The sequence below is a fragment of the Stenotrophomonas sp. PI_27 genome, from assembly GCF_027854495.1.
GTDB classification, from domain to species: Bacteria; Pseudomonadota; Gammaproteobacteria; order Xanthomonadales; family Xanthomonadaceae; genus Stenotrophomonas; species Stenotrophomonas pavanii.
On the sequence record NZ_JAJNOF010000004.1, the window covers coordinates 73450 to 85402 of the forward strand.

Annotated in this window: 13 protein-coding genes; 8 read left to right on the top strand and 5 right to left on the bottom strand. The window is 67.7% G+C overall.

Translation table 11 applies throughout. The annotated features are described in order from the left end of the window. Window positions 1–22 precede the first annotated feature (22 nt). On the bottom strand, window positions 23–454 hold the full coding sequence (locus LRM18_RS06400) for a GNAT family N-acetyltransferase (protein ID WP_103282849.1): 432 nt from the start codon (window positions 452–454) through the stop codon (window positions 23–25). After that, a complete protein-coding gene (smpB, locus tag LRM18_RS06405) occupies window positions 451–954 on the bottom strand; it encodes an SsrA-binding protein SmpB (RefSeq protein ID WP_049470305.1) in 504 nt (167 codons plus the stop codon). Before smpB ends, LRM18_RS06400 begins: the two co-directional genes overlap by 4 nt. 57 nt (window positions 955–1011) lie before the next feature. On the opposite strand from smpB, the gene LRM18_RS06410 reads away from it, so the two are divergent. Beyond that, a complete protein-coding gene (locus LRM18_RS06410; protein WP_053463290.1) occupies window positions 1012–1437 on the top strand; it encodes a type II toxin-antitoxin system RatA family toxin in 426 nt (141 codons plus the stop codon). Window positions 1438–1440: 3 nt separating this feature from the next. After that, window positions 1441–1698, top strand: a complete 258-nt coding sequence (locus LRM18_RS06415) for an RnfH family protein (protein ID WP_064238225.1) — start codon at window positions 1441–1443, stop codon at window positions 1696–1698. A 35-nt stretch (window positions 1699–1733) separates the two neighbouring features. Here the strand turns inward: LRM18_RS06415 and bamE are convergent, their stop codons facing one another. Further along, window positions 1734–2126: an outer membrane protein assembly factor BamE gene (bamE, locus tag LRM18_RS06420; RefSeq protein ID WP_049470299.1), complete on the bottom strand. Its 393-nt coding sequence runs from the start codon at window positions 2124–2126 to the stop codon at window positions 1734–1736. Window positions 2127–2229: 103 nt separating this feature from the next. On the opposite strand from bamE, the gene fur reads away from it, so the two are divergent. After that, window positions 2230–2646 carry a ferric iron uptake transcriptional regulator gene (gene fur / locus LRM18_RS06425; protein ID WP_014646807.1) on the top strand — a complete coding sequence of 139 codons (417 nt, stop codon included), beginning with the start codon at window positions 2230–2232 and terminating at the stop codon, window positions 2644–2646. Window positions 2647–2709: 63 nt separating this feature from the next. Here the strand turns inward: fur and LRM18_RS06430 are convergent, their stop codons facing one another. After that, window positions 2710–3990, bottom strand: coding sequence for an SGNH/GDSL hydrolase family protein (locus LRM18_RS06430; protein WP_270952651.1), 1281 nt, complete (start codon window positions 3988–3990; stop codon window positions 2710–2712). A 97-nt stretch (window positions 3991–4087) separates the two neighbouring features. Between LRM18_RS06430 and LRM18_RS06435 the strand changes: the two genes are divergently transcribed. Next, window positions 4088–5005 carry a LysR family transcriptional regulator gene (locus LRM18_RS06435; protein WP_270952653.1) on the top strand — a complete coding sequence of 306 codons (918 nt, stop codon included), beginning with the start codon at window positions 4088–4090 and terminating at the stop codon, window positions 5003–5005. Between the two features lie 110 nt (window positions 5006–5115). Here LRM18_RS06435 and recN read toward each other — a convergent pair whose 3' ends face one another. Then, window positions 5116–6777, bottom strand: a complete 1662-nt coding sequence (recN, locus tag LRM18_RS06440) for a DNA repair protein RecN (protein ID WP_053463286.1) — start codon at window positions 6775–6777, stop codon at window positions 5116–5118. Window positions 6778–6892: 115 nt separating this feature from the next. Between recN and hrcA the strand changes: the two genes are divergently transcribed. From hrcA to dnaJ, 4 genes are all read left to right on the top strand, one after another. Further along, window positions 6893–7957, top strand: coding sequence for a heat-inducible transcriptional repressor HrcA (hrcA, locus tag LRM18_RS06445; RefSeq protein WP_053463285.1), 1065 nt, complete (start codon window positions 6893–6895; stop codon window positions 7955–7957). Between the two features lie 63 nt (window positions 7958–8020). Continuing rightward, complete coding sequence (grpE, locus tag LRM18_RS06450) at window positions 8021–8536, top strand: nucleotide exchange factor GrpE (protein ID WP_019661244.1); 516 nt, start codon at window positions 8021–8023, stop codon at window positions 8534–8536. Between the two features lie 181 nt (window positions 8537–8717). Continuing rightward, the gene (gene dnaK, locus LRM18_RS06455; protein WP_053463283.1) at window positions 8718–10640 is read left to right on the top strand and encodes a molecular chaperone DnaK; all 1923 of its coding nucleotides are present in this window, start codon (window positions 8718–8720) and stop codon (window positions 10638–10640) included. A gap of 154 nt (window positions 10641–10794) precedes the next feature. Further along, on the top strand, window positions 10795–11919 hold the full coding sequence (gene dnaJ / locus LRM18_RS06460) for a molecular chaperone DnaJ (RefSeq protein WP_049470284.1): 1125 nt from the start codon (window positions 10795–10797) through the stop codon (window positions 11917–11919). Window positions 11920–11953 lie beyond the last annotated feature (34 nt).

The window sequence follows — 11953 nt, forward strand, 5'->3', positions numbered from 1 at the left end:
GGCAACTCCAGCGCCGACACGACTACGACCCCGACAACGTCTTGCGCAGGTAGATCCGCTCGTGACCGGGTGGGCAATCGGGCAGCCGCCCATAGACGGTGTAGCCCTGCCGCAGGTAGAAAGATTCGGCCTGCCAGTCGAAGGTATCCAGCATCACGTTGCGGGCGCCAAGCTGGCGCGCGGCGGCTTCCGCTTCCGCCAGCAGGCGCTGGCCGATGCCTTGCCCGCGCAGTTCCGGATCCACCCACAGCACATGTACCTGCAGCCAGCCGGCGCAGACGTCGGCCAGCACACCACCGCGCAGCGCGCCGTGCTCGTCATGCCAGGCCAGGCGGACTGGAGTCTCATCGAGTGAATCGCCGCCGTGGGCCTGGTTGAAGGCCAGCAGGCGCGCGCACAACGTGCGCGTTTCATCGGCGCTGGCAGTCACCAGGGCGCCGATGCGGGCGGTCATGCGTCGCGGTTGCCGCGACGCATCACGCGCTGCTTCTCGATCGCCCAGTCGCGGTCCTTGGCGGCATCGCGCTTGTCGTGGGTCTGCTTGCCCTTGGCCAGCGCGATCTCGAGCTTGATCTTGTTCTTGCTCCAGTACATCGCGGTGGGCACGATCGTGTAGCCATCGCGCTCGACCTTGCCGACCAGCTTGTCGATCTCGCTACGGTGCAGCAGCAGCTTGCGCTCGCGGCGATCTTCAGCCACCACGTGGGTCGAGGCCTGGATCAACGGGGTGATCTGTGCGCCGATCAGGTAGATCTCACCGCGCTTCACGTAGGCGTAGGCGTCGATGATGTTGCCGCGGCCAGCGCGGATCGACTTCACCTCCCAGCCCTGCAGGGCCAGGCCGGCCTCGAACCGTTCTTCGATGTGGTATTCGTGGCGGGCACGCTTGTTCAACGCGATGGTTTTGTTGGCCGTCGCGCTCTTTGCTTTATCCTTGCCGCTGTTCTTGCTCATTTCCGTATTGTCTCCGATTCGGGCCCGCCCGGTCGATTGCCGAAACGTCCTGTATTCATGCCAACTATCCGCCGCAGCGCCCTGGTCGAACATTCGGCCGCGCGCATGTTCGACCTGGTCAACGATGTCCAGGCCTATCCGAGCCGTTTCCGCTGGTGCTCGGCTGCCCAGATCCTGGAGCAGGGCGAGGACCGCCTGGTGGCGCGCCTTGACCTGGGCCTAGGTTCGTTCAGCACCTGGTTCCAGACGGAAAACACGCTGCGGCGCCCGTACAGCATCGATATGCAGCTGCGCGATGGCCCGTTCAAGCAGCTGCACGGCCGTTGGGAGTTCCATGCGCTGGCCGAGGACGCCTGCAAGGTCACTCTCACCCTGGAGTTCGAACCCAGCTCGCGCCTGCTTGGTCCTGCGTTGGCGCTGGGCTTCCAGAGCTTGGCCGACCGCATGGTCAACGACTTCATCCGCGTCGCCGACGAGGCCTGAGCGATGATCGAGGTCGAGGTGGTACTGGCCTGGCCACAGCGGGTGCTGTCGCGCCGACTGAAACTGGAGGAGGGTGCCACCGTGGCCGACGCCATTGCCGCTGCGGCGCTGGAAGGCAGTGCCGATTGTCCGGCCACTGCCGTGCACGGCGTCCTGGCGCGTCCGCAGCAGCTGCTGCTGGATGGCGACCGCATCGAACTGCTGCGCCCGCTGCTGGCCGATCCAAAGGACAACCGCCGGCGTCGCGCGCTCGGCGGTTGATCCCGGCAACCCGTCGTTGCGGACGGGCAGGGGGCTCAGCGGCCCTTCTTCTTCTTGTCCTTCGGCAGGTTGCGGCCGAACTGGCGCACGGTCTGCTGGGCCAGGGCCTTGTCGTTGCCCGGGAAGTAGTCGCCTTCCCAGCGGGTCACGGTGTCATTCTCGAAGAAGACCACGAAGTTCTTCACTTCGGTGCGGCCCAGGCGGTTCACGCGCTGGCTGGACGTGTAGTCCCAGCGTTGGGCGTGGAACGGGTCGGGAATGGACGGGGTGCCCAGCAGCGCGCTGACCTGCTGCTTGCTCTGCCCGACCTGCAACTTGGCCACGGCATCTTCCCGGATCAGGTTGCCCTGATAGATGGGTTGCTTGTAGATGATGCCGCACCCGGTGGTGGACAGGGCGACGGCGGCGACCAACAGGAGATTGCGCATCGGGACTGGCGGTTGGGGAAATCAAACCGATGATACACTCCCGGCGTGCCACCGCGACCCAATCCGAGGCAGCTGGCGCTAAATCGCCAATGAACGGAGACCTATGGAAACCCACGACCTGCGTAAAGTCGGCCTGAAGGTGACCCATCCGCGGATGCGGATCCTGGCGCTGCTCGAACAGCGCAATGCCCAGCACCACCAGCACCACATGACCGCCGAGGACATCTACCGCCAGCTGCTCGAGCATGGCGACGAGATCGGCCTGGCGACGGTCTACCGGGTGCTGACCCAGTTCGAGGCCGCCGGCCTCGTGCTCAAGCACAATTTCGAGGGCGGCCAGGCCGTTTACGAGCTGGACCGTGGTGGCCACCACGACCATATGGTCGACGTGGACAGCGGCAAGATCATCGAATTCGAAAGCCATGAGATCGAGGAGCTGCAGCGCAAGATCGCGGCCGATCACGGCTATGAGCTGGAAGAACACTCGCTGGTGCTGTACGTGCGCAAGAAGCGCAAGTAAGCCGTTCCGGCCAGCCGCCAGCGACGAAACCCCGGGCCTGCCCGGGGTTTTTCGTTGATGGGGTCAGAGCCCTTTCCCTTCAGGAGAGGGGGCCGACCCCGGGCGCTCCGCGGCGTCGGACCCCTTGCAACCCAGCAGGACCTCAAGGTCCACCGCCTCGGCCATCGCCCGGTTGCCGGCATCCCCCGGGTGGAGGTGGTCGCCGGAGTCGTAGGGGGCGGCCATCCGCGACGGGTCGGCCGGGTCGCGCAGCGCCGCGTCCAGGTCGATCACCGCGTCGAACGGGCTGTCCGAGCGCAGCCAGGCGTTGAGCTGCTGGCGCAGGGCATCCTTGTCCGGATGGTAGTAATCGTCCAGTGGCGTGCCGGGCAGGGCGCCGGCAAACGGCGGCAACGTGGCGCCGACGATACGCACGCCCCGGTGGCGCGCACGTTCGGCCAGGGTGCGATAGCCCGCCTGCAGTTCGGCCAGCGTCGGTCGGGCCTGGCCCCGGGCGAACGCGGTGCCGGGCCAGCTGATGTCGTTGATGCCGATCAGCACGATGACGCTGGCTACCCCGGGTTGATCCAGTGCATCGCGCTGGAAGCGGGCCAGGGCGGACTCACCCATGCCCTCGCTCAGCAGCCGATTGCCGGAAATGCCCGCATTGACCACCGCCACCCCGCGCGGGGCCAGCCGCGCGGCCAGGTGGTCGGTCCAGCGCTGGTCCTGGTCGAGGCTGGCCGTGGCGCCATCGGTGATCGAGTCGCCGATCACCACCACGCTGCGCGCGCTGGCGTTGGCCTCGACGTCGATACCGGCCAGGAGCAGGCGCGCGGTGGTGCTGCTGGCAGCGCGCAGCGCCTGGGCCCGGCTCTGGTCGCCAGCGGCGATCCAGCTGGTCTGGCGACCGTCCCAATGGAACGTCTGGACCGCTGCCGGCCCCGGCACGAAGACACTGACCTGCAGTGCCTGGCGGTCGTCGGTGGCAAGCGCCAGCGGGTCGCTCAGCCGTTCCTGGCCGGGGCCGATCAGCACGCCGGGTTGGCCATCGAAGCTGAGTGGCCGAGGGGCGCCGTCCATGCGTGCGGAGACGCTGGCGGCGCCGATCCGCAGCGGCTGCGTACCGTAGGCATTGCTCAGGCGCACCCGCAACCGTGCACCGCCCAGGCTGATGCGCGCGGTCTGGCGGAACGTCTGGTCGTGCAGCGTGGTCGGGACCAGCGTCGGGAACAGGAAATCCGCGCGCCAGACCGGTTGCGGGCTGGCCTGCCAGCTGGCGACCCAGTGCGCAGTGGGCGAGGCGCCGGCCGCGCCGGACAGGGCGAGCAGGACGGTGGCAGTGAGCTGGCGCAAACGGGTCATCGGTCGGTCCGGAGGAAAGGGACGGCCATGGTGATTCCGGGTTCACCTGTGAACTAGACTGCGCATGGACAATCATCTGTGAACTGGATTCATCGCCATGGCGCGACCCGACATCAACCGATCCGGCGAACTGGAAGTGTTCGTGCGGGTGATCGAGACCGGTGGCTTTTCTGCCGCCGCCCGCAGCCTGGACATGACGCCCTCGGCGGTAAGCAAGCTGGTGGCACGGCTGGAGCAGCGGCTCGGCACGCGCCTGCTGCAGCGCTCCACCCGCCAGCTGCAGCTGACCCCGGAAGGCTGCGCGTTCTACGAGCGCGGCCTGCGCGTGCTGGCTGACCTCGAGGAAGCCGAGCGCTGCGCCAGCGCCCATGCCGAGCCGCGCGGGCGGCTGCGGGTCAACTCCAACGTGCCGTTCGGCCAGCATTTCCTGTTGCCGCTGCTGCCGGCGTTCCTGGCGCGCAACCCGCAGGTGGGGGTGGACCTGACTCTCAATGATGAAGTGATCGACCTGCTGGAGCAGCGCACCGACGTGGCGGTAAGGGCCGGTCCGCTGAAAAGCTCCAGCTTGGTCGCGCGTCGGCTGGGCGCGACGCGGATGATGATCGTGGCCGCGCCGGCGTACCTGCAGCGGCATGGGATGCCGCGCAACGCCGAGGAACTGCAGTCCCACAACCGGCTGGACATCGGTCATGCGCGCGCGATGCAGGGCTGGCCGCTGCTGCAGGACGGGCGCGAGCGGATGGTGCTGCCCAGTGGCAGTGCCCGTGCCAGCAACGGCGACGCGCTGCGCCAGCTGGTGCTGGGCGGGCTGGGCATGGCCCGCCTGGCCGCGTTCCAGGTGCAGGACGACATCGCCGCCGGGCGCCTGCTGCCGGTGCTGGAAGAGGCCAATCCGGGTGACCTGGAAGAGGTGCACGCGGTGTTCCTGGGGCAGGGGGGCTACCTGCCGCTGCGGGTGCGCGCCTTCCTCGATTTTCTGGTGGAAAACGTCGACCTGACACAGCCACGGGGGTAATGCCGGCCGCTGGCCGGCAACCTCCCGATCTTCGTCCCCGTGTGTTGGGTTGCCGGCCAGCGGCCGGCACTACCGCGCGGAAGCCTGGCCTATGCCCGGCTCGGGCGGCGTTACACCTGCAGCAGCTTGCGTGCGGCGGCCCGCGCTTCCTTGCTCACTTCCACGCCCCCCAGCATGCGCGCCAGTTCTTCCTCGCGGGCCTTGCTGTCCAGCTTTTCCACTGCGCTCTGGGTCATGCCCTCCACCGGTGCCTTGCTGACCCGGTAGTGGGCGTGGCCCTTGGAGGCGACCTGCGGCAGGTGGGTCACGCACAGGACCTGGCGCTTCTCGCCAAGGGCGCGCAGCTTCTGGCCGACGATGTCCGCCACCGCGCCACCGATGCCGGAGTCCACTTCGTCGAACACCATCGTCGGCACCGCGTCCAGGTCGAGCGCGGCCACTTCGATGGCCAGCGAGATGCGCGACAGTTCGCCACCGGAGGCCACCTTGCGCAGGGCTCGGGGTGGCTGGCCGGCGTTGGCCGCGACCAGGAATTCCACGCGCTCGGCGCCCTGCGGATCGGGCTTGCCGGCATCCTGCGGCTCCAGTTCGATCAGGAACTGGCCGCCGCCCATGCCCAGCTCGGCGATGATGCCGGTGGTGGTGGCCGACAGCTCGGCGGCGGCACTGCGGCGGCTGGCCGTCAGCCGTTCGGCCTGCGCGCGCCAGGCGGCGGCGGCCTTGTCGATCTCGCCGGCCAGGCGCTGCAGGCGCTCGTCGGCGCCGCGCAGCTGCTCCACTTCGGCATGCATGCGCTCGCGCTGCGCGCCCAGCTCGTCCATCGGCACGCGGTGCTTGCGGGCCAGGTCGTGCAGGCGGCCAAGGCGGCGCTCGTTCTCCTCGAACTGCTCCGGGTCGGCGTCGAGATCGTCATGCACGCGGTCCAGCAGCGACAGGGCCTCGTGCAACTGGATCGAGGCGTTCTCGATCAGGCCGTCCACCTCGCCCAGCCGCGGGTCATGTTCGATCAGGCGCGACAGCTCGTGGCGCACCTGCTGCAGCAGGTCCAGCGCGGAGCTGCCGTCATCGCCGTTGAGCTGGTTGCTGGCGGCCTGGCAGGCGCTCAGCAGGGCGCTGGCATGCGCCTGGCGGCGGTGGCTGGCGCCCAGCGCGGCAATCGATTCCGGTTCCAGGTCCTCGCGGTCGAGTTCGCGCAGCTGGTGCTCGAGGAAGCCGATCCGGTCACTGACGTCGCCCTGTTGCGACAGCGCCAGCGATTCATCGACCAGTGCCTGCCAGGCGGCGGCGGCGCGGCGCACCTGGCGGCGTTCTTCCTCGTTGCCGGCGTAGGCGTCGAGCAGGGCCAGCTGCGACGGGCGTGCCAGCAGGGCCTGCTGTTCATGCTGGCCGTGGATCTCCACCAGCCGCGAGGCCAGGTCGGCCAGCTGTGCCAGGGTCACCGGGCGGCCGTTGATCCAGGCCCGCGAGCCACCGTCTGCGCGGATCACGCGGCGCAGCTGGCATTGGTCCTCGTCGTCCAGCTCGTTGTCGGCCAGCCACTGGCGCGCGGCCTGCAGCTGGTCCAGCACGAACTCGGCCGACAGCTCGGCGCGTGCGGCGCCGTGGCGGACCACGCCGCTGTCGGCGCGCAGGCCGGACAGGAAGCCCAGCGCGTCGACCATCAGCGACTTGCCGGCGCCGGTCTCGCCTGAAACCACGGTCATGCCTGGCCCGAACTCCAGTTCGGTGGCGCGGACGACGGCAAAATCCTTGATCGAAAGATGTCTGAGCATGGGTAAGGGGGTATCAGCAGCCGCGCAACGCTAGCACGCGGGCGCGGGAGGTCCAATGACTTGCCAAGGTGATGCGCCGCCATTATCTAGTGTCCGTGTCTCACAGGTTGATTCCATGCACGGTTCTCCCGACCAGCTTGCCCCGCGTGCGCGCCATCTGCTGCGCACGCTGATCGCGCGTTACATCCAGGACGGTGAGCCGGTCGGCTCGCAGACGCTGGCGCGCGTGGCCGGCCTGGAGGTCAGCCCGGCGACCATCCGCAACATCCTCGGCGACCTGGAAGACCTGGGCCTGCTGGCTTCGCCGCACACGTCGGCCGGGCGCGTCCCGACCGCGCATGGCTACCGGGTGTTCGTCGACAGCCTGCTGCAGATGCAGCCGCCGGGCGAGGGCGAATTGGCCCGCCTGCGCCAGGAACTGGCCGGTGGCGGCAGTACCCAGGCCCTGCTCGGCAGCGCTTCGGAACTGTTGTCGGCGATGAGCCACTTCGTCGGCGTGGTCAGCGCGCCGCGGCGGGAGCAGTTCGCCTTCCGCCAGATCGATTTCGTGCCGCTGGACGGACGGCGGGTGCTGGCGATCCTGGTGTTCGCCGACAACGAGGTGCAGAACCGGGTCATCGAGACCCGCCAGGAGTTTGCGCCGGGCCAGCTGGAACAGGTCGCCAACTACCTCAATGCGCATTTCGCCGGCCTGCCGATGGCCGAGATCCGCACCCGCCTGCTGCTGGAGCTGCACGACGCCCGTTCCGAACTGGAGCAGCTGCTGGCGCACAGCATCGAACTGGCCGAGCAGGCCCTGCAGCCGGCGGCTGACGACATGCTGGTGGCCGGGCAGACCCGGCTCATGGGGGTGCAGGACCTGTCCGACCTGGAGCGCCTGCGTGAACTGTTCGAGCTGTTCTCCAGCAAGCGCGAGATCCTGCAGTTGCTGGAACGGACCATCCAGGCCCCGGGCGTGCGCATCTTCATCGGCGAGGAGACCGGGATGATGCCGCTCCAAGGCGTCTCGCTGGTGACCGCCCCCTATACCGCCAACGGGCAGGTGCTGGGCGTGCTGGGGGTGATCGGTCCCAAGCGGATGGCCTACGACCGCGTGATCCCGCTGGTCCAGGCCACGGCCGATGTGCTCGGCGCGGCCTTTTCACCGGCCGGGCGCACGCCGGGAACATCCGACGCTTGAAACGCAGCATCCCGCCCACACTAGGGTGGTTGGAGGCGGAGTTTGACCGCCAGGGACCCAGACATGAACCACGAACAGCCAGATATCGAATCCCAGCAGAGTGCCGCCGATGCGGCCGCCACCGCCGGCGTCAACGACGAAGTCGAGCGCCTGCGCGCCGAAATCGAACAGGTCAAGGCCGATGCCCTGCGTGAGCGCGCCGACCTGGAGAACCAGCGCAAGCGCGTTGCCCGTGACATCGAACAGGCCCGCAAGTTCGCCAACGAGAAGCTGCTGGGCGATCTGCTGCCCGTGTTCGACAGCCTGGATGCCGGCCTGAAGGCCGCCGGCGACGACCCGCACCCGCTGCGCGAAGGCCTGGAGCTGACCTACAAGCAGCTGCTCAAGGTCGCTGCCGACAACGGCCTGGTCCTGCTGGACCCGATCGGCCAGCCGTTCAACCCGGAACACCACCAGGCGATCAGCCAGGCCCCGACCCCGGGTGCCGCCCCGGGCAGCGTGGTGACCGTGTTCCAGAAGGGCTACCTGCTCAACGAGCGCCTGCTGCGGCCGGCGCTGGTGGTGGTGGCCGCCGAGTGATCCCGCGGGGCCGGGCGGCGGACAGAGACCGCCACCCGACCCGACGCTGAACGCGCCGGATGACCGGAAACACAGCGTTCGGAGGATGGCTTGAATGTTCCACGAGCCTCCCCCACATCGTATTCATCCACCGGCCGAACGGCCGGACTGACCCCAACTAGCATCCTCAGGAGTCTCCCCCATGGGCAAGATCATTGGTATCGACCTCGGCACCACCAACTCGTGCGTGGCGATCATGGACGGCGGCAAGGCCCGCGTCATCGAGAATTCGGAAGGCGATCGCACCACCCCGTCGATCGTCGCCTACACCAAGGACGGCGAAGTCCTGGTCGGTGCCTCGGCCAAGCGCCAGGCCGTGACCAACCCGAAGAACACCTTCTACGCGGTGAAGCGCCTGATCGGCCGCAAGTTCACCGACGGCGAGGTGCAGAAGGACATCGCCCACGTCCCGTACAGCATCCTGGCCCATGACAACGGCGATGCCTGGGTGGCCACCAGCGACGGCAAGAAGATGGCGCCGCAGGAAATCTCGGCCAAGGTGCTGGAAAAGATGAAGAAGACCGCCGAGGACTTCCTCGGTGAGAAGGTCACCGAAGCGGTCATCACCGTGCCGGCCTACTTCAACGACAGCCAGCGCCAGGCCACCAAGGACGCCGGCCGCATCGCCGGCCTGGACGTCAAGCGCATCATCAACGAGCCGACCGCGGCCGCGCTGGCCTATGGCCTGGACAAGGGCGACAACAAGGATCGCAAGATCGTGGTGTACGACCTGGGCGGCGGCACCTTCGACGTGTCGGTGATCGAGATCGCCAACGTCGACGGCGAGAAGCAGTTCGAAGTGCTGGCCACCAACGGCGACACCTTCCTGGGTGGCGAAGACTTCGACAACCGCGTCATCGAGTACCTGGTTGAAGAGTTCAACAAGGACCAGGGCATCGACCTGCGCAAGGATCCGCTGGCCCTGCAGCGCCTGAAGGACGCTGCCGAGCGCGCCAAGATCGAGCTGTCCAGCGCCCAGCAGACCGAAGTGAACCTGCCGTACGTCACCGCTGACGCCTCGGGTCCGAAGCACCTGAACATCAAGCTGACCCGCGCCAAGCTGGAAGCACTGGTGGACGACCTGATCAAGAAGTCGATCGAGCCGTGCCGCGTCGCCCTGAACGATGCCGGCCTGCGTTCGAGCGACATCAGCGAGGTGATCCTGGTCGGCGGCCAGACCCGCATGCCGAAGGTGCAGCAGGCGGTGACCGAGTTCTTCGGCAAGGAACCGCGCAAGGACGTCAACCCGGACGAAGCCGTGGCACTGGGTGCGGCGATCCAGGGCGGCGTGCTGGGCGGCGACGTCAAGGACGTGCTGCTGCTGGACGTGACCCCGCTGTCGCTGGGCATCGAGACCATGGGCGGCGTGTTCACCAAGATCATCGAGAAGAACACCACCATCCCGACCAAGGCCTCGCAGGTGTTCTCCACCGCCGAGGACAACCAGTCGGCCGTGACCGTGCACGTGCTGCAGGGCGAGCGCGAACAGGCCCGCTACAACAAGTCGCTGGCCAAGTTCGACCTGTCCGGCATCGAGCCGGCTCCGCGCGGCCTGCCGCAGGTGGAAGTGTCCTTCGACATCGACGCCAACGGCATCCTGCACGTGTCGGCCAAGGACAAGAAGACCAACAAGGAACAGAAGGTCGAGATCAAGGCCGGTTCGGGCCTGTCCGAGGAAGAGATCGCGCGGATGGTCGCCGACGCGGAAGCCAACCGCGAGGAAGACAAGAAGTTCCAGGAACTGGTGCAGGCTCGCAACCAGGCCGACGCCCTGATCCACGGCACCCGCAGCGCCATCACCGAGCACGGCAGCAAGGTCGGCGGCGATGTCATCGGCAAGGTCGAGGCGGCCCTGGCCGACCTGGAGACCGCGATGAAGGGTGACGACAAGGCGCAGATCGAAGCCAAGTCGAAGGCGCTGGAAGAAGCCGGCCAGTCGCTGTTCGCTGCGGCTTCGGCCGACCAGGGCGGTGCCCCGGGTGCCGATGCCGGCAATGCCGGCAAGGGCAACGATGACGTGGTCGACGCCGAGTTCACCGAAGTCAAGGACGACAAGAAGTCCTGATCCGGACCGACGCGGGACGCTGCCAGCCAGCGTCCCGTTGTCGCATCAGGGTCCTGACCGCCCACCGGCGTGTCGGGGCGCCCGACGCAAGAGCGGACCTGGTTCCGTTCTTCCGCTTTGACGAATCCCGACGTTCCGGAACCCGATTCACGATATGAGCAAGCGCGATTACTACGAAGTGCTGGGCGTTGCCCGCACCGCCACCGACGAAGAGCTGAAGAAGGCCTACCGTCGCTGCGCGATGAAGTTCCATCCGGACCGCAACCCGGGTGATGCGGCGGCCGAGGCCTCCTTCAAGGAGTGCAAGGAAGCCTACGAAGTGCTGTCCGACGGCAACAAGCGCCGCATGTACGACAGCCACGGCCACGCCGCGTTCGAGCACGGCATGGGCGGCGGCGGTCCGGGTGGCCCGGACATGAACGATATCTTCGGCGATATCTTCGGCAACATCTTTGGCGGTGGCGGCGGTGGTCCACGCCAGGCCCGTCGCGGTGCCGACATCGGCTACGTGATGGAACTGGACCTGGAAGAAGCCGTGCGCGGCGTCGAGCGCCGGATCGAGATTCCGACCCTGGCCGAGTGCGGCGACTGCGATGGCAGTGGCTCCGAGGACGGCAAGGTCGAGACCTGCAACGTGTGCCATGGCCGCGGCCAGGTGCGCATCCAGCGCGGCATCTTCGCCATGCAGCAGGCCTGCCACAACTGCGGCGGCCGTGGCCAGATCATCGCCAAGCCCTGCAAGACCTGCCATGGCAACGGCCGCGTCGAGGAAGACAAGGTGCTGTCGGTGAAGGTGCCGGCCGGCGTCGATACCGGCGACCGCATCCGCCTGCAGGGCGAAGGCGAAGCCGGCCCGGCAGGAACGCCGCCGGGTGACCTGTACGTGGAAGTGCGGGTGCGCGAGCATGCGATCTTCCAGCGCGATGGCGACGATCTGCACTGCGAAGTGCCGATCCGCATCTCGCAGGCGGCACTGGGCGACACCGTGCGCGTGGCTACCCTCGGCGGCGAAGCAGAGATCCGCATCCCGGCCGAGACCCAGACCGGCAAGCTGTTCCGCCTGCGCGGCAAGGGCGTGCGTTCGGTGCGCAGCCGCAGCGAGGGCGATCTGTACTGCCGCGTGGTGGTGGAGACCCCGGTCAACCTCACCAACGAACAGCGCAAGCTGCTGGAGCAGTTCGAAGCCACCTTCGTCGGCGAGGAAGCACGCAAGCATTCGCCGAAGTCGGCGACGTTCATGGATGGCGTGAAGGGCTTCTGGGACCGGATGACGTCCTGAGTTTTTCAACGGAAGCGTTGAGCGGTAGCGCCGG

Coding starts and splice junctions, on each gene's coding strand:
- recN (WP_053463286.1), bottom strand. CDS start 6,777: ATGCTCAGACATCTTTCGATCAAGGATTTTGCCGTCGTCCGCGCCACC.
- LRM18_RS06410 (WP_053463290.1), top strand. CDS start 1,012: ATGCCAACTATCCGCCGCAGCGCCCTGGTCGAACATTCGGCCGCGCGC.
- dnaJ (WP_049470284.1), top strand. CDS start 10,795: ATGAGCAAGCGCGATTACTACGAAGTGCTGGGCGTTGCCCGCACCGCC.
- LRM18_RS06400 (WP_103282849.1), bottom strand. CDS start 454: ATGACCGCCCGCATCGGCGCCCTGGTGACTGCCAGCGCCGATGAAACG.
- grpE (WP_019661244.1), top strand. CDS start 8,021: ATGAACCACGAACAGCCAGATATCGAATCCCAGCAGAGTGCCGCCGAT.
- fur (WP_014646807.1), top strand. CDS start 2,230: ATGGAAACCCACGACCTGCGTAAAGTCGGCCTGAAGGTGACCCATCCG.
- LRM18_RS06435 (WP_270952653.1), top strand. CDS start 4,088: ATGGCGCGACCCGACATCAACCGATCCGGCGAACTGGAAGTGTTCGTG.
- LRM18_RS06430 (WP_270952651.1), bottom strand. CDS start 3,990: ATGACCCGTTTGCGCCAGCTCACTGCCACCGTCCTGCTCGCCCTGTCC.
- smpB (WP_049470305.1), bottom strand. CDS start 954: ATGAGCAAGAACAGCGGCAAGGATAAAGCAAAGAGCGCGACGGCCAAC.
- dnaK (WP_053463283.1), top strand. CDS start 8,718: ATGGGCAAGATCATTGGTATCGACCTCGGCACCACCAACTCGTGCGTG.
- bamE (WP_049470299.1), bottom strand. CDS start 2,126: ATGCGCAATCTCCTGTTGGTCGCCGCCGTCGCCCTGTCCACCACCGGG.
- hrcA (WP_053463285.1), top strand. CDS start 6,893: ATGCACGGTTCTCCCGACCAGCTTGCCCCGCGTGCGCGCCATCTGCTG.
- LRM18_RS06415 (WP_064238225.1), top strand. CDS start 1,441: ATGATCGAGGTCGAGGTGGTACTGGCCTGGCCACAGCGGGTGCTGTCG.